The organism is Streptomyces sp. NPDC002884 (genome assembly GCF_040295245.1).
GTDB lineage: Bacteria > Actinomycetota > Actinomycetes > Streptomycetales > Streptomycetaceae > Streptomyces.
The window spans coordinates 40,592-56,774 of sequence record NZ_JBEOVB010000031.1; the positions used below are offsets into that span (position 1 = coordinate 40,592).

Consider the following 16,183-nt stretch of genomic DNA (forward strand, 5'->3'; position numbering starts at 1 on the left):
TCCGCATGCGCACCCAGCCATTGGCGCGCGTCAGAGAACTGTGCCGTCAGTCCAACGAGCACGTAGTCCTCGGCGCCATCAGTTGACCCACCACAGACACAGCAACGGAGACGCTGACTCACCGCACCCGTCCACTCCGGTCCGTTCCCGCCCGCTGCCACCGTCTCATCATCAACATGCACGGGCACATCGTTCCAGACGCCCTAAAACAGCACCCATCTACCTTGACCAAAGAGATAGGGGCCCCCACGCCGCTCAGCAGCCGGCGGCGCGTGAGCGATGCGTGAGCGGACGGCCCGGCACAGGGCTGGATGAGCCGGATCACATGGAGCCAGGCCGTGGTGTCCGGCGATCGCGTTCAGGGCGGTCATGTCGGCGCACTGGCCGTACATGTGGACCGCGATGACGGCTTTGGTCCGCGAGGTGATGGCGGCCCGCACGGCTTCGGCGTCCAGGGTCCGGGTGAGCGGGTCGATGTCGGCGACGACAGGGACAGCGCCTGTGTGGGCAGGTGCGACGCTGGTGGAGACGAACGTCAGCGCCGGCACGATCACCTCGTCCCCTGCGCCGATACCGAGTGCCCGGCAGGCAGCCTCGAGAGCCATCGTGCCCGAGCTCGCGCCCACGGGATGACCTCCCCACAGCCGACCCGTCACGCCTTCCAGCTCCCGTACCCGGGGGCCGCCGTGGAACACACCGCTGGAGAGAACCTCATCGGTCAGACGCAGAGCTTCGGCACTCATGGCCTGCAGACACCGGCCGTGGACCTCGGCGGGAACGGAGAGAACGCCCGGCCGGACAGTAGTGCTCATCAGGAGGGGACATCCGTTTCCAAGTACCGGCGCCGACGGGCGGGCCGGGGAATCGCCAGAGGAAGAGCACGGGAAACAGTGCCGGCACACGGCCTTCGAAGGCTCCCGGCTGCGGCTTAACGATCAAGGTGGCGAGTGGTTCTGCCCGCGCGCTGGTGCTACCGGCCGTCAGACGGCGTCGTCAGGGCCCCGCGGCACGCAGCCCAGGAGGGGTCCGGGCCAGGAGTGGCTGCTGCTGAGGAGCCCGACGGGGGCACGCCGCCTTGTGACTGCGGGCAGATCCGCATCGCCGTTGATCACCTCGACAGGATCGGGTGGGGCCCGCTCCGCGAACGCGGGTGGCACCGGAACGGTGACCGGGCCAAGGCACAAACCGGCGATGGCGGCGGGACGGCGAAGGACGGGGCTGGCTCTGCTCACGAGGGTCCGCTCCGGGACCCTGGTGCTGGCGGCTTCCTGCAGGGCGGGACGACCGTGCTGTGGCGTTTCTCCAGGTGAATTCCTGCACCCGCCCGGGTGAAGCGGCCTTCCTCGCCCTCCTTGCTCCACCGGGCTGACCGCTACAACGCGGGTGTGATCAAGAAACTGCCCCGCATCGCCGCCGTGCTCGCTCTCGCGGCGCTGTCCCCCGCCGCCCCGGCCACCGCCGCGACAACCCCGCCCTCACTTCCCACCGCGGGTGCGGCCATTGCCGGGCCGGCGCCGGCGGCCGCGCAGGATGTGCCGCTGTTCCAGGCCCTGGAGTGGATCGGTGAAGCTCCCGAGAGCCGGGACGGCTACAGCCGGGACCTGTTCAAGCACTGGAACAAAGGCCTCAACCCCACCGACGGATGCGACACCCGCAAGGAAGTCATCCTCTCCGAGGCCAAACTCGCCCCGGAGACCGGAGCACGGTGCGCACTGACGGGCGGACGCTGGTTCTCCGAATACGACCAGGTGTGGGTCACCGCGGCATCCTCCCTCGATGTCGACCACATGGTCCCTCTCGCCGAAGCCTGGGACTCCGGGGCATCCGCCTGGACGGCCGCGCGGCGTGAGGCGTACGCGAACGACCAGGGGGCCGCGGCGTCGCTGATCGCGGTCTCGGGCAGCTCCAACCGCTCCAAGAGCGACAAGGACCCCGCCGACTGGCTCCCCGTCGACGCCTACCGCTGCGAGTACGCAAGCGCCTGGACGGCCACCAAGCTGCGCTGGCAGCTGCCCGCGGACCCGGCCGAACGCGACGCACTCACCCACCTCGCGGAAGCCTGCCCTGACACCACCCTCACCTACGAACAGGTACCGCAGTAACCACAGCTGGCGCACAACGCCCGGCGGCGCGCCCACCCTGGAGAGGGAAGGCGCGCCGCCGAGGTGTCGTGTCTGCCGCAGCCGCGCGGCATTCCCCTGCGAGGGGGTCGGGTGGTTCAGTGGCGGCCGCCGCGGCGGTGGCCCCAGGACTCGTCGTCGACGAAACGGCCGTGGTCGTTGCGCAGGGTCGCGGTGTCGTAGTCGTTGTTCCACACGTACTGGCGGCGGTCCTGGTAGAGGTCGCTGCGGGTGTCGCGGCCCTCACCGGTGTGGATACGGACCGTGGCACGGCCCGCCAGCCGGTAGCCGTCGAAGGTGTACTTGTGGCCGGACTCGTCCCTCAGGGTCCAGCCGTCGAGGTTGACCGCGTTGCGGGTGGTGTTGGTCAGCTCCACCCACTCCTTGTTCAACGAGCGGTTGGAGCGGTCGTCGCGCCCCGGGGAGTCGTACTGCACGTCCGAGATCTCCACCTGCGGGCGGTGCGGGCGGGCGTGGTCGGCTGCGGTCGCCGGCAGCGCCGCCACCGAGACCAGGGCGCCGGCAGCGAGTGCGGCGGCGGCCAGACGGCGGGCGGTGACAGAAGCGGTCAAGGAGTCCCCCTGATGGTGCGGGCACCTCTTCCACCGGGGACCTTGGCGGCCGCCGTGGGAGTCGGTGCGGTACAGGTGGCGGCCGGACCGGCCGCACACCCACACTCTGTCCGCCCCGCGCAGGAGTTGAGATGGAAACATAGGCTGTGTTACTTGTTGCCCGCATTCCTGTGACTCTTGAATGCATCGTTCATTTATGCCGTGAATGCACGATGTTGACGCCCTGTCAGAGCAGGCGCCCTTGCGGGCGCTGGCCGGGACGCCCTGTCTCACCCGTCCGCCACGCTCCGGGCCGGTGGGGCTGTCACCCGAAAGTGAGTAACACCCCCGCGCCGCCGAGAGCTCCGGAGACCGCCGCCCGGTCGGCCGGTCCCGCCGCGGCCGCGGCCCGGGCAGGGCAGGGCAGAGCCGCACGGGGCCGGATACCAGAGACACCGGGCGACCGGGGGCGGCCGGTGCGGTCACGGAGCCGTCATGTCCCGGCTGGAGAACGGCGGGTGGACGGGCCGGGGCGGCCCAGGTGGTGGGCGATTCCGGAATCCTCCGGGTCACAGCTCCGGCTTCCTCGAGCCTGTTCATCGCAGTATTCGTGATCTTGACCTTGTGATTTCCTTCTGCCACGCCTGCCTGGGTGCGAAAATTCTTCTGAGCATCCTCTGGGCGAGGAGGTACCACCGGCCGCAATGTCGCTGGGTCGTGGATGCAGACCGGCCCGCTCAGGGGGCTTGGAGGCTGTCTCCCTGACCGGCCAAAGTGCACCGGCGTCCCATAGCCATAGGCAGATCATCGGTTTCGCGGCTGGGACATACTCTTCATGTGGCTTCATCAATGCGTGCGCCGGCCCCACGCCCGTGCGACAGCTGCCCCTACCGTCGTGATGTGCCGTCCGCGGTGTGGGCGCACGAGGAGTACGAAAAGCTCCGCCGCTACGACGCGGACACCGCCGAGCAGCCGCAAGGGCTGTTCCAGTGCCACCTGGGCGGTCCAGACAGTCCCGCGAGCCGGATCTGCGCTGGCTGGGCTGGCTGCCACGGCGAGCGTCTCCTCGGCCTCCGTGCCGCCTTGTTCGAAGACAGGATCGACGAGGAGACGTTCCGGGCAGCAGCTGAATACCGGTCACCAGTCCCACTGTTCAGCTCGGGAAACGAGGCGGCCGACCACGGCCAGAGGAACATGCAACAGCCCAGCGCCGAGGCCAGCCGACTGATAGGAAAGATCAGCCAGACACGCAGCGATCTACGCCGCTGACCGGCCCCAGCGCAGCACATGGAACGCAGGCACCATGAGCGGAGCGTCGGCCGGAAGGACAGCAGCCGGCGCGGCCGGGGCCGAGCAGGAGCTACGCCGCTGGCTGGAGCTGTACGGGAAGTGGCGGTGGGAGATGCTTCTGTCCGTGCACGCCCTGCCCCAGGGCGAGCCCGAGCGCAGTCGAGGAGACGGTGAGCAACATCGAGCAAGCGGACCGGCCCGACCGGTTCTCCGCCGTACACCGCATGGTCGGCGGCGTGCGTGTCGTCACCGTGCAGGGCGAGATCGACCACGACGTCAAAGAGCTGCTCAGCGCAGCTCTGTTGTCCGGGGACGGCGCGGCTCCGCCGTCACGGATTGTCGCGGACCTCAGCGGCGTGACCTTCATGGACTCCAGCGGCATCAACGTCTTCGTCACCGCCCACAAAGCCGTCAGCCACGCCGACGGGTGGCTGCGTATCGCCGCCGCGCAAACACCCGTCCTGCACGTCCTGAGCCTGGTCGGCATCGACGCCCTCATCACCTGCCACCCCACCCTCGAGCAGGCCCTGAATCCCTGACCGACCCGCCGGAGCCGGGCCCGGGGGCCGTTCTTCTGACGCGAGCACTGCTACGCGGCCGCTTCCGGCTCCTGGCCCGCCGAGCCCGCCGGCAACTGTCCAGACAATCAGAGCTCTCGCCACCGTGTGCGGACCGAAATGACGCTCGATGTGCTCCTGTCCACCGCACGGCCGAAGGCGGGACAAGCTCACCGAGAACAAGCGCCTGGCGCCGGCCGGCCGCCGCTGAAGCGGGCGAGGGCGTGACGTCGCGGCGCGGGCGCGAGGGGGCCGTCGTGACATGTGTGCAGGAGGCAGGACTGGGGACTTGAATGCGCAAGCCGGTTCAGTGGCGTTCCCCTAGGGCGCTGACCTGGCCAGGCCTCGCTGGTTCAGACCACGTGCCAGCAAGGCCGATCCCATCCTGAGGTCACGAAGGCTACTTCCCTTCGCCATCCGCGGGCCCCTCCTCGTCGGCCGCGGCATTCCCCGTGGGCAAGGCCGCCCCCGCCGCCCTCGCCTCCACCTTCGCCACCTCGCTGGTCGGCGCCTCCACCTACGCCCTGCTGTCCCTCACCCACAGCGGCAGCATCGCCCCCGACTGGTCCCGCGGCCTGGCCTGCGGACTGTGCGGTCTGCGCCCGCCAGATGCAGCACATGAGACTCATCGCTTCTGGCCGGTTGCTGCCGCAGACGTTGCCCGCCCGGCATCACAGTCCCTAGTGTCCTCAATGCGATAAGTGCAAGGCGGCTTACCTCTCCGAGCCCGTTCTCCCCCTCCTGCCTCCCATGCGTCGGCAGAAGGGTTGGCGTGTGGGTTTTTCACCCAACCGGCCATACCGGCCGGCTCGGGAGAACGGATGGTGGGCAATGGGTCGCCGCTGCTGGTGGTGCCGTGGTCGTCGGATCAAGCAGGCGTTGAGCTGGGCTGTGCTGATGCTGCGGGCGACACTGGTGGTCGCTCAGTTGTGGTGGTTCTTCCACACGCTGTAGCGCACGACACCTATCGCCCGCGTCCGTGCACCACGGACGCGGTTTTTTTATGCCCTCACGCTCCGCACTAGCCACGCCTAGCCCCCTCCCCCACCGGAGGCTCCCGCCCATGCATACATCCGTGCTGTCCGCCGGCCAGATCGCCGTCACCCTGGTGGCATGCGGGCTGCACCCCCTGCCCGGCTGCTGGTCCGCGGCGCGGGCACCGGTCGAGCGCGGCGTCGCACGGCTCAAGTCGTGGCGCATCTTCCGCAAAGCCCGGTGCAGCCCGAACCGAATGACGTCAATTTCCGCAACCGCCCCCCAGCATTGAGCGGCGACGCTGAAAGAGCTCAGAGTGCTACCGAAAGGCAGTGCCATTCCTGAGCGCCGACTATGACCAATGGAGTATCACCTGATCCAGCGCGCATGCGATATAGGTGACGAGTTCATTAATTCATTGCCTGAGCGGGCTTGCGCCGCCGGATCGCGGACGTATACAGCTTGAATGGATGACGGAGTTGACCGGACTGATGGCAGTGGTACTGCCCGGTGGCGCGTGCTCGCGGAGCGAGTGAGGCGGCGCGGGTCGGGCGTGGAGGCGGCTTCTGGGCGGGAGTGGCCTGGGTGGGGGCGGGTGTGCGGCCTTGGCGTTCCGGGGGTGGTTGCGGGGGTCCGGCACATTGATGTCGTGGGCACTGTGTGCCAGGTGGGGGTTCTTCCAGGGGAGGGGGGCGGTCGGCAGGCTCAAGGTGTCGACCACTGCGGGTCGTCTCCGTCGAGTCCCTCCGGGAGAGACCAAAATGGATATCCGGCAACTCCGAACCTTTCACCGTGTGGCCGCGCTGGGGAGCTTCACTCGGGCCGCGGCCGAGCTGAACTATGCGCAGTCCTCGGTGACTGCGCAGATCCAGAGTCTTGAAGTGTCCCTGGGAGGCGAGCTGTTCGAGCGGTTCGGGGGCAAGGTGAAGCTGACTCCGGCGGGGACGCGGCTGCTGCCCTACGCAGGACAGATGCTGGCCCTGGCGGATGAGGCGCGTGGGGCTGCGTCTCCGGACGCGCAGCCCGAGGGTGTGCTGACCATCGGCACGATGGAGAGCATCACCTCCTACCGGATGCCGCCGGTGCTGGAGTACTTCCACCACCGCTATCCCCGGCTGCAGATCGCGCTGCGGCCGAGTCTGTGCGCGGAGACGCTGCACTCGCTGCGTCAGGGGCTGTTCGACGCCGGTTTCCTGATGGAGGCCGAGACGCAGCACTCCGGGGTGCACAGCGAGGTTCTTGGCGTGGAGCGGCTTGTCGTGGTGGCATCCCCCGGGCATCGGCTCGCCGGGGCGTCGAAGGTGGAGACCGAGGATCTGCGGCAGGAGTCGGTGCTGGCCCCGGAGGCGGGGTGCGCTTACCGGGAGTTGCTGGAGGCGGAGCTCAACAACGGCACGGGTGAGCCGGTGCCGTTCCTGGAGTTCGGCAACATCGAGGCCATCAAGCGTGGTGTCGGCGCCGGCCTCGGGATCAGTCTGCTGCCGCAGATGGCGGTCGGCCAGGAGCTGTCGGCCGGGACGCTGGTGCCGCTGGCGTGGGAGCCGCCCTTCGAGCTGTTCACGCAGCTGGCCTGGCGCAAGGGGGCGCAGCTGTCGCGGGAGCGGCGGGTGTTCGTGGAGCAGGTCATCGACTTCCTGAGCCGGGAGTACCAGGAGTCCTGACGGCATCCGCAAGCGGGGAAGTGCCTGGATTTCATGAGCGGCCTGCATGTTGCATATGAATGTATTGGCTTTATCGATCGATGAAGCCGATAAAGGTCATCTGTAGAGCCGAATGGGATTTCTGGACTTCCAGGTCGGACGGCATGAAGAATGTTTCGCAGTCCCAGTAATACGACAAGGAGAATTCCTATGTCACAGGTCATGCTCCCGGCGAAGCGGTTTGTCGTGTCGAGCGTGTCGTCCGATGCCCATATGTGGAATCTCGTTTTTCTCCAGCTGATGCTGGAGGAGCAGGGTGCACAGGTCACCAATCTCGGCGCTTGTGTGCCCGACGACCTCATCATCGAAGAGTGCCGCAGATCGCGGCCGGACGCGCTCATCATCAGCACGGTCAACGGACATGGCCACCTCGACGGCCTACGGCTCATCCGCCGTATCCGCAGTGAGCCGGACCTGGTGGACCTGCATGTGGTGATCGGGGGGAAGTTGGGGGTGCGGGGAGCGGAGAACATCGTGTTCGCCGAGGAGTTGGCGCTCAGCGGGTTCGACGCGGTGTTCGAGGCGGACGGCGGGATCGATGCTTTCCAGGACTTCCTGGGGTCGCTCGACAGTGCCGAGCGGCCCGCGCTGGAGTCGGCGAGGGCAGCCGCGTGAGCAATCTCGCGAGGATTCCCGAGCGGTATGTGCCCCAGATCGCTCCTCGAGGGCGTTTCTCACGTCACGTCCGAGGGGCGCATGCCCGGGGCCGGCTGGTGGTGCAGCCTCGTATGGGGTTCGCGGATCTGGCCACCATGCGTGAAGGGCTGCTGGGCGTGAGGGGTGCTGCCGGTGCCACGGCGATCGGCACGATCACCCTGGACAGCTACACACGTGTCAACGACCATGACTCCGCTCGTCAGGCCCTGCGCACGGGGGCCGAGCTGAACGGGTTCCCGTTGGTCGCCCACGGTCCTGAGGCCACCCGGGAGCTGCTGGGTTCGGTGTCGGGGCCGGACTTCCCGGTGCAGGTGCGGCATGGTTCGGCGTTGCCGTACCCGCTGTTCCGGGCGATGGTCGAGGCCGGCGTGGATGCCACCGAGGGCGGGCCGGTGTCGTACTGCCTGCCTTACAGCCGGGCGCCGATCAGTGAGGCGGTCAAGGCCTGGGCGCAGTGCTGCGAGCTGATCGCGGTGCAGCCCGATCCGATGCATCTGGAGAGCTTCGGCGGTTGTATGTTGGGGCAGTTGTGCCCGCCGAGTCTGCTGGTGGCTCTCAGTGTGCTGGAGGCGTTGTTCTTCCGGGAGCACGGGCTGAGCGACATCTCGTTGAGTTATGCGCAGCAGACTCATCCGGGGCAGGACATGGAGGCGATCGCCGCGCTGCGGCGGCTGGCCGGCGAGCGGCTGGCGCAGGCCGACTGGCATGTCGTGCTCTACACCTTCATGGGGGTCTTCCCTCGTACGTCGGTGGGTTCGTACCGGATTCTCGAGGAGAGTGTGCGGCTTGCCGTGCGTACCGGCAGCGAGCGGCTGATCGTGAAGACGCCGGCGGAGGCGCACCGCATCCCGACGATCACCGAGAACGTGGACGCGCTGGAGTTCGCGGCGTCCATCGCGCGGGACGAGGCCGAGCGTCCGGCGGAGGTCGTGGCGACCGACTCGGGGATCTACGAGGAGGCGCGGCTGCTGGTGGACAGCACGCTGGAGATGGCGCCGACGGTCGGTGAGGCGTTGGTGCGGGCCTTTGGCCGCGGTCATCTGGATGTGCCGTACTGCCTGCATCAGGACAACGCCAACAAGTCCCGGGCCTATGTCGATGCGGCGGGGATGCTGCAGTGGGCGGAGCCGGGGCGGATGCCGCTGCGTGTGGAACGTGGTGCCTCGGGACGGCCGGTCAGCGCGAAGGGGCTGCTGACGATGCTCGGCTTCAACGAGCGGCGTTTTGATCGTGAGCAGTTGACCCAGGGTCATCTGCGGGGGTTGCAGTACGCGGCGGCCAAGGGGCGAAGGGGCCTGTCGTAATGGCGTGCACCGGTGGCGTTTCCCGGATCGGTCTGCCTTCTCTGACACTGCGCCGTGTCCGCCATCTGCGGATTCGTGCGCTCGACAGTCTCGCCCGGAGTGTCCGTTCTCATCCGAGGAGCGTCTTGTGAGCATCACTCCCACTCTTGATGCGGTACGGGAGCGCGGTGCGCTGCGTGCCGTGGTAAGCCGCGGTATTCGTGGGTTGTCGCTGTGCGGTGACGACGGCCGCTGGCGCGGGCTGGACACCGATGTCGCCCGGGCCGTGGCGGCCGCCGCCGTGGGTGACGGTGAGGCGGTCGAGTGGGTTGCGTCCGATCCCGCGGACCGGTTGACGCGGCTCGTCGGGGGCGATGCGGAGCTGACCGTCTCCAATGTGAGCTGGACCTTGGGCCGCGAGGCGTCCCTGCCAGTGCTGTTCACCGGGGTCACCTGCTACGACGGTGAGGGTTTCCTCGTCCCCGCCGACAGCGGCGTGACCCGGCCCGATCAACTGGCCGGACGACGGGTGGCCGTGCAGGCGGGAACGACCAGCGCGACGAACCTGGCGGCCTGGTTCGGCGGTCGGGGCCTGGCCGTCGAACCGGTCGCCCATGCGACGCCGGCCGAGACGCTCGCGGCGTACGCGGCCGGAGAGTGTGCGGCCTATGTCCTGGACCGGGTCGCCCTGGCCGGAGAGCGGGCCGCGCTCGACGACCCGGCGGCGCACCGGATCCTCGACGAGGCGATCTCCCGCGAGCCGATGGCGGCTGCCGTGCGCGACGGTGATCCGGCGTGGTTCCGGCTGTGCCGGTGGGTGCTTCAGCTGCTGGTCTCCGCCGAGCAGCACGTCGTCGAGGTGGGCGAGCGGGACAAGGCGCTGGCGCAGGCCGCTGAGACGGCGGGCGTCCATGGGCCGGCTGTCGGTCTCGACCAGGACTGGGCCGCCCGTGTCCTGGCCACTGTCGGCACGTACGCAGACGTGTACGACCGCAACCTCGGGCCGGCCACGGGTCTGGCCGTGCCGCGAGGGCTCAACGAACTGTTCACGCGGGGCGGTCTGCAGTACGCCGTCCCCCTCCACTGACCCATTCCCCCTCCCCCCTTGGAAAGGCATCTCACCATGAGTACTGACACCCGGCCGGCGGGCACGGAGACGAAGGGAGCGATCGAGCTGACCTTCGCCATGGTGCTCTCCGGCACCCTCGGCGTCTTCGTCATCGAGTCCGGCGCGTCGCCCTTCAACGTGGTCTTCTTCCGCTGCCTGTTCGGTACGGCCACGCTCGGCCTCTACTGCCTGGTGCGCGGTTTCTTCAAGAACCACGGCTTCACCCCGAAGAAGCTCGGCCTGGCCGCGCTGGGCGGTGTTTTCATCGTCTTCAACTGGGCGTTCCTCTTCGAGTCGTACGAGGACACCTCGATCTCGGTGGCGACGGTCGTCTACCACACGCAGCCGTTCTACGTGATGCTGCTGGGCGCTGTGCTCTTCCGTGACAAGCTCACGGCTGCGAAGTTCGGCTGGCTGGGGGTCGCGTTCATCGGTCTGGTCCTGGTGGCGGGGGTGTCCGCGGCCGACCTGACGGGCAGCGGGGACAGTGCCTATCTGACGGGGCTGGGGTACGCGCTGCTGGCGGCGGTGTTCTACGGGATCTCGACGGTCATCACCAAGCGGGTCACCGGGGTACGGCCGCATCTGGTCGCGCTGGTGCAGCTGGTGCTGGGCATCTTCCTGCTGCTGCCGTTCACCCAGCTGAGCGAGATGAAGGGGCTCGGCGGTGACTGGGGCTGGCTGGTGGGCCTCGGCGTGATCCACACCTGCGTGATGTACGTCCTCATGTACTCCGCGTACCAGAAGCTGCCTACCCCGAAGATCGCCGTCCTGGCGTTCGTGTACCCGGCGGTCGCGATGCTCATGGACTGGGCGGTGTACGGGCACAGCGTGAGTTGGCTGCAGGCCCTGGGCATTCCGCTGATCGTGGCGGCGAGCCTGGGCATCAACCTCGGCTGGTCCTTCAGCGGGCGCCGGGCCCCTGCCGTGCCCGCTGAGGAGCCTGCACCGGTCGCCGGTGCGGTGGCGGCGTCCAAGACCGAGATCAAGACCGGAGGTACTCGATGACCCTCGTGACCGACCCCGGAGCCCCGCGGATCGCGATCGTCGGCGCTACCGGCGCCGTGGGCACCACGCTGATCGAGCTGATCGAACAGCGGGCTCTGCGCTACCGCGACATCCAGTTGGTGGCGTCGGCGCGCTCGGCCGGCACGGAGTTGAGCGTGGACGGCGTGGCCTATCCGGTGCAGGCGGTGGAGGAGTTCGACTTCTCCGGTGTCGACCTGGCGTTCTTCTCCGCCGGTACCGAGGCCAGTGAGCAGTGGGTGCCCAAGGCCACCGCGGCCGGTGCCGTCGTCATCGACAACACGATCGCCTTCCGCATGGACCCGGACACCCCGCTGGTGGTGCCTCAGGTCAACGCCCATGAGCTGGACACCCGTCCGAAGTCCGGTGTGATCGCCAATCCGAACTGCTCGACGATTCCGCTGGTGCGGCTGCTCCACGGCATCGAGCGGCGTTACGGCGTACGCCAGGCCGTGGTCAGCACCTATCAGGCGGCTTCGGGGCTGGGGCATCCCGGTGTCGAGGAACTGATGGACGCCAGCCGCGCGACGCTGGAGCATCCCGGGGAGGTGTATCCCAGCAAGGAGTTCTCGCCGTCGCTCGCCTTCAACGTCATTCCGAAGATCGACCGTTTCCTGGACTCCGGCTTCACGCTGGAGGAGCAGAAGATGCTCCAGGAATCCCGCAAGATCCTCGGTATCCCGCATCTGGACGTGACCACCACGTGTGTGCGGGTGCCGGTCGTCAACGGCCACTCGGAGGCCGTGTGGATCGAGACGCAGGGTGTCGTGGACCGGGCCGAGCTGGTCGAGGTGCTCGCCGCGCTGCCCGAGGTGACGGTGCACGACCGTCAGCCGCCGCATGCGTTCCCCACTCCCGCCACGATCGACGATCCGTACCGGGTGCACGTCGGCCGGGTCCGGGTGACCCCGAACAACCCGCGTGCCTTCTGGCTGTGGCTGGTCGCCGACAACCTCACCATCGGCGCGGCGCTGAACGCGATCCAGATCGCCGAGGAGCTCATAGTCCGGGGGACGCTGTGACGCGAGGGCCGCTGGACTCATCGCAGCAGCCGCCGGCGGTGGTGAAGTTCGGGGGTTCCAGTTTCCGGACCCTGGCGGCGTACGGGCAACTGGCCGAGGCGCTGTCCCGGCGGGTCGAGGAGGAGAACACCCGCCTGGTGGTCGTGGTGAGCGGCCAGCCCGGTGAGACGGAGCAGTTCCGGGACCGTCTGAGCAAGGTGAATCCGCATCCCGAGGACGAGACCGTCGCGGGTCTGCTGACCCTGGCCGACACGGTGGGCGCGCAGTTGCTGGCGACGGCCCTGCACCGGGAGGGTCGTGCCTCCACGGTGCTGGCGGGACACCAGTTGGGGCTCACCACCGACTCGTCGTTCATGTGGGCGCGGTTGGAGCACACCGATCCGGAGCCGTTGCGCTCGGCCGTGCGTGAGCACGACGTGGTGGTGGTGCCGGGTGGCCAGGCCGCCGACAAGGAGGGCCGGCCGACCTGGCTGGGCAAGAACAGTTCGGATCTGTCGGCGGTGGCCGTTGCGGCGGCTGTTGGTGCGTCGCGCTGTGAAATCCATTCGGACGTCGACGGCATCTACAGTTCCGACCCGCATCTGATCACCGGCTCGCAGCTGCTGAGCGAGGTCTCGTACAACACTGCGGCGCTGATGTCGTTGTACGGCGCGAAGGTGCTGCACCGTCGGGCCGTGCGGTTGGCGCAGCGCAACCGGATCGAGATCGTCTGTCGTTACAACAGGCCGCCGTTCCCTGCGGGTTCGGTCATCGGCAGTGCTGGTTCCTCGGTGGCAGCGGTGGTCCTCAACCAGCGTTCGGTGGCTCTGCGCTACGAGACGGAGGAGCTCGCCGACCGCGCGTACACAGCCTTCCACGGCGCCAACATCGATGTCGTACGTCTGACCGCGGGGCCGCTGGTCGCGGTCACCGGGGGGTTCGTGGACCTTCCGGAGTTCCAGCGGCGCAACGGTCTGGTGCCTGGTGAGTACGCGGGGGTGCCGGTGACCGCGGTGCGCGGCAGCCAGGTGGTGACTCAGCTGGCGGCCGACGAGGAGGACGCGCTGCATCTGACGCAGCGTCTGCATGATCACGTGAACCGTCCCGGCGCGGGCACCGACCCGAACGCGCCACTGCTCGAGCTGCAAGGAGTGTGAACCACATGACCGCCACCACCGACCACGGTGTGCCCGCCACGGCCGGCGTCGCCAGGCCGACCTTCAGTGAGATCGCCCTGCCCGACGCGGTGCGGGACGCACTCGGCGAACAGCTGCGCGGCCTGCCGGATCCGAACATCGACATCGACCGCTCTTCCGCCCGGCTGCTGCAGATTTTCGCGACGCTGCCGACCGACCTGTTGCAACAGGTCCTGGACTTCGGCCGGCACATCGACACGCCAGGGGTCAGCCTCGTCAGCAACCTTCCGGTGGATCCGGTGATGCCGGATACGCCGTCCGACGGTGGGCCCAGTTCCGAGAAACGGTCGTTCGTCGCCGAGGGCGTGCTGCTCGGGCTGAGCGGTCTGCTCGGGGAGCCGATGGGTGTGCTGACGGAGAAGGCGGGGCAGCTGATCCATGACGTCATCCCCGTCGCAGGGGGTTCACGGACCCAGACGAACCAGGGTTCGGAGGTCTTCCTCAATTTCCACAGCGACATCATGCACGACCTGATCGGCCGCTACGACGTCGCCAACCCCGACTTCCTGGTGCTGTCCTGCCTGCGTGCCGACCACGAGGGCATCGCCGGCACCTACTACGCCGATGCCCGCGATGTGTCGGCCGCGCTCGCCCCCGAGGTCCTGGAGACGCTGCGCAGTCCGCTGTTCCGGCTCAACGCCCCGGGCAGTTACGTCCGTGATGTCGCCGGCGGCCTGGATGTGCTGTCGGAGCCCGTGCCGCTGATCAGCGGTCACACCGACTATCCCGAGATCGCGATCTCCGCCAACGGCGTGCACCCGCTGACCAGCGGTGCCCGCGCAGCGATGGACACCCTGCAGACGGTGTGCGGCGAGGTCGCGCACAGTGTCCGGCTGCGTCCCGGACAGGCTCTGCTGATCAACAACCGCAAGGGGGTGCACGCCCGGTCCACGTTCACCGCCCGCTACGACGGCAGGGACCGCTGGCTGCAGCGGACGTATGTGCGCCGCAGCCTGTGGAACGTGCGCTACCGGGTCACCGAGGACAACCGCCGGGTGCACTACTGACCGGCCGCACCGGCCCTGTCCGCCCCGCGTCACCCCGAAGATCCGGTGGCGCGCCGGGCCCCCGGAGAGCCCCGTGTCACGCCGAGCGTCGCTCGGCGCGGCACGGGGCTTTCGTGTGCGGGGATCGGGCGTCGGCCGGCGGGCGCATCCGTGCGCCGCACCCGCCAGTTGCCGGGGCCCTCGCCCGGGGGGCTGGATGGCCTGGACCGGTCAGGCCCCTCGTGGCCAGCCGCCGGCCGGTGCCTGCGGGGTCCGCGCGTCCGATGATCGACGTGTCGGCAGCGACCCGCAACGACGTGAGGAAAGACCATGGGCAGGACACTGGCGCAGAAGACGTGGGACGCCCATGTCGTGCGGCGCTCCAGTGGCGGCGACGATCTGATGTACATCGATCTGCAGCTGCTGCACGAGGTGAACACGCCCCAGGCATTCGACCGGCTGCGCGCGGCGGGGCGTACCGTGCGCCGGCCGGACCTGACGGTGGGCACCGAGGACCACAACACGCCGACGCTGGCTCTGGACCGGGTCATCAAGGACCGTGAGGGCCGCCGGCAGGCGGAGCTGATGCGCTCCAACTGTGCCGAGTTCGGGATTGCGCTGCACCGCTTCGGAGACCGGGACCAGGGCATCGTGCATGTCATCGCACCCGAGCTGGGTCTGGTGCGGCCGGGGATGACGATCGTGTGCTGCGACTCGCACACCACCACTCTCGGTGCCTTCGGTGCTCTGGCGTTCGGTATCGGGTCCAGTCAGGTCGAGCACGTACTGGCCACCCAGACGCTGCCGATGCGGCCGCTGAGGCAGATGTCCGTGACGGTAGACGGTGTCCTTGCGGCGGGGGTGAGCGCCAAGGACCTGGTGCTCGCGCTGATCGCCCGGGTGGGCACGGCGGGCGGGCAGGGACACATCATCGAGTACCGCGGTGAGGGGGTGCGGGCGCTGTCGATGGAAGCGCGGATGACGCTGTGCAACATGTCGGTGGAGGCCGGGTCGCGTGCCGGGATGGTCGCCCCGGACGAGACGACCTTCGCCTATCTCGCCGGCTGCCCGGGGATGCCGCGCGGCGCCGACTGGGAGCGCGAGGTCGCGTACTGGCGCGGTCTGGCCGGTGACGCGGACGCCCTCTTCGACAAGGCCGTCACCCTGGACGCGCGCACCCTGAGTCCGTATGTGTCGTGGGGCACCAATCCCGCGCAGAGCGTCCCGCTGGACGGGCGGGTGCCCGCGCCCGCCGACTTCGCGCCGGGCGCGCAGCGCGACGCGGCAGAACGGGCGCTGGCCTACATGGATCTGAAGCCGGGGACGGCGCTGCGGGATGTCGCTGTGGACACCGTCTTCCTCGGGTCGTGCACCAACAGCCGTATCGAGGATCTGCGGGCCGCCGCGGACGTACTGCGGGGGCGCAAGGTCGCGGACGGCCTGCACATGATGATCGTGCCGGGGTCGGCGCGGGTGCGGCGGCAGGCCGTCGAAGAGGGCCTGGACCGGGTGTTCGCGCAGGCGGGTGCCGATTTCCGGGTGGGCGCGGGCTGTTCGATGTGCGCGGCGCTCAACGAGGACCGGCTGCTGCCGGGGCAGCGCGCCGCTTCCACCAACAACCGCAATTTCGAGGGCCGGCAGGGCCGCGGGTCGCGCACCCACATCGTGTCGCCGGCGGTGGCTGCGGCCACTGCGGTCACCGGACGTCTGTCCTCGCCCGCCGATCTGTGAGA

At 68.8% G+C, this 16,183-nt stretch carries 14 protein-coding genes and 1 pseudogene; 13 read left to right on the top strand and 2 right to left on the bottom strand.

What is annotated here, in order from left to right:
- Positions 1-203 precede the first annotated feature (203 nt).
- The gene (locus ABT070_RS37045) at positions 204-812 is read right to left on the bottom strand and encodes an aminotransferase class I/II-fold pyridoxal phosphate-dependent enzyme (protein WP_351767299.1); all 609 of its coding nucleotides are present in this window, start codon (positions 810-812) and stop codon (positions 204-206) included.
- A 573-nt stretch (positions 813-1,385) separates the two neighbouring features.
- On the opposite strand from ABT070_RS37045, the gene ABT070_RS37050 reads away from it, so the two are divergent.
- The gene (locus ABT070_RS37050) at positions 1,386-2,102 is read left to right on the top strand and encodes an HNH endonuclease family protein (RefSeq protein WP_351767300.1); all 717 of its coding nucleotides are present in this window, start codon (positions 1,386-1,388) and stop codon (positions 2,100-2,102) included.
- Between the two features lie 116 nt (positions 2,103-2,218).
- Here ABT070_RS37050 and ABT070_RS37055 read toward each other — a convergent pair whose 3' ends face one another.
- Entirely contained in the window at positions 2,219-2,692 is a 474-nt protein-coding gene (locus tag ABT070_RS37055) for a lamin tail domain-containing protein (protein WP_351767301.1), read from the bottom strand.
- A gap of 828 nt (positions 2,693-3,520) precedes the next feature.
- Here ABT070_RS37055 and ABT070_RS37060 point away from each other — a divergent pair.
- The 12 genes and pseudogenes from ABT070_RS37060 to leuC all read left to right on the top strand — a co-directional run bounded on the left by ABT070_RS37060 (position 3,521) and on the right by leuC (position 16,181).
- Complete coding sequence (locus tag ABT070_RS37060; protein ID WP_351767356.1) at positions 3,521-3,940, top strand: DUF6283 family protein; 420 nt, start codon at positions 3,521-3,523, stop codon at positions 3,938-3,940.
- 191 nt (positions 3,941-4,131) lie between these two features.
- Positions 4,132-4,500 carry an STAS domain-containing protein gene (locus ABT070_RS37065; protein ID WP_351767302.1) on the top strand — a complete coding sequence of 123 codons (369 nt, stop codon included), beginning with the start codon at positions 4,132-4,134 and terminating at the stop codon, positions 4,498-4,500.
- A 1,162-nt stretch (positions 4,501-5,662) separates the two neighbouring features.
- Positions 5,663-5,785 (top strand): annotated as a pseudogene (locus tag ABT070_RS37075) (IS5/IS1182 family transposase); the annotation flags it as partial.
- A gap of 469 nt (positions 5,786-6,254) precedes the next feature.
- Positions 6,255-7,154 (top strand): LysR family transcriptional regulator, encoded by a 900-nt coding sequence (locus tag ABT070_RS37080; protein WP_351767303.1) that lies wholly within the window; start codon positions 6,255-6,257, stop codon positions 7,152-7,154.
- A gap of 189 nt (positions 7,155-7,343) precedes the next feature.
- Positions 7,344-7,808, top strand: a complete 465-nt coding sequence (locus tag ABT070_RS37085) for a cobalamin B12-binding domain-containing protein (RefSeq protein ID WP_351767304.1) — start codon at positions 7,344-7,346, stop codon at positions 7,806-7,808.
- Positions 7,809-7,837: 29 nt separating this feature from the next.
- Entirely contained in the window at positions 7,838-9,154 is a 1,317-nt protein-coding gene (locus tag ABT070_RS37090; RefSeq protein WP_351767357.1) for a methylaspartate mutase, read from the top strand.
- Positions 9,155-9,281: 127 nt separating this feature from the next.
- Positions 9,282-10,220 carry a transporter substrate-binding domain-containing protein gene (locus ABT070_RS37095; RefSeq protein ID WP_351767305.1) on the top strand — a complete coding sequence of 313 codons (939 nt, stop codon included), beginning with the start codon at positions 9,282-9,284 and terminating at the stop codon, positions 10,218-10,220.
- Positions 10,221-10,256: 36 nt separating this feature from the next.
- Positions 10,257-11,249 (top strand): DMT family transporter, encoded by a 993-nt coding sequence (locus tag ABT070_RS37100; RefSeq protein ID WP_351767306.1) that lies wholly within the window; start codon positions 10,257-10,259, stop codon positions 11,247-11,249.
- Positions 11,246-12,289 carry an aspartate-semialdehyde dehydrogenase gene (locus tag ABT070_RS37105; RefSeq protein WP_351767307.1) on the top strand — a complete coding sequence of 348 codons (1,044 nt, stop codon included), beginning with the start codon at positions 11,246-11,248 and terminating at the stop codon, positions 12,287-12,289. The genes ABT070_RS37100 and ABT070_RS37105 overlap by 4 nt, the downstream gene beginning before the upstream one ends.
- Positions 12,286-13,425: an amino acid kinase family protein gene (locus ABT070_RS37110; protein WP_351767308.1), complete on the top strand. Its 1,140-nt coding sequence runs from the start codon at positions 12,286-12,288 to the stop codon at positions 13,423-13,425. The genes ABT070_RS37105 and ABT070_RS37110 overlap by 4 nt, the downstream gene beginning before the upstream one ends.
- 5 nt (positions 13,426-13,430) lie before the next feature.
- On the top strand, positions 13,431-14,471 hold the full coding sequence (locus ABT070_RS37115; protein ID WP_351767309.1) for a TauD/TfdA family dioxygenase: 1,041 nt from the start codon (positions 13,431-13,433) through the stop codon (positions 14,469-14,471).
- Between the two features lie 309 nt (positions 14,472-14,780).
- The gene (gene leuC, locus ABT070_RS37120) at positions 14,781-16,181 is read left to right on the top strand and encodes a 3-isopropylmalate dehydratase large subunit (protein WP_351767310.1); all 1,401 of its coding nucleotides are present in this window, start codon (positions 14,781-14,783) and stop codon (positions 16,179-16,181) included.
- Positions 16,182-16,183 lie beyond the last annotated feature (2 nt).

Bases quoted from the DNA above. Each gene is read 5' to 3' on its own strand.
- ABT070_RS37045 (WP_351767299.1), bottom strand. From the start codon at position 812: ATGAGCACTACTGTCCGGCCGGGCGTTCTCTCCGTTCCCGCCGAGGTC.
- ABT070_RS37060 (WP_351767356.1), top strand. From the start codon at position 3,521: ATGCGTGCGCCGGCCCCACGCCCGTGCGACAGCTGCCCCTACCGTCGT.
- ABT070_RS37080 (WP_351767303.1), top strand. From the start codon at position 6,255: ATGGATATCCGGCAACTCCGAACCTTTCACCGTGTGGCCGCGCTGGGG.
- ABT070_RS37085 (WP_351767304.1), top strand. From the start codon at position 7,344: ATGTCACAGGTCATGCTCCCGGCGAAGCGGTTTGTCGTGTCGAGCGTG.
- ABT070_RS37100 (WP_351767306.1), top strand. From the start codon at position 10,257: ATGAGTACTGACACCCGGCCGGCGGGCACGGAGACGAAGGGAGCGATC.
- ABT070_RS37105 (WP_351767307.1), top strand. From the start codon at position 11,246: ATGACCCTCGTGACCGACCCCGGAGCCCCGCGGATCGCGATCGTCGGC.
- ABT070_RS37115 (WP_351767309.1), top strand. From the start codon at position 13,431: ATGACCGCCACCACCGACCACGGTGTGCCCGCCACGGCCGGCGTCGCC.
- leuC (WP_351767310.1), top strand. From the start codon at position 14,781: ATGGGCAGGACACTGGCGCAGAAGACGTGGGACGCCCATGTCGTGCGG.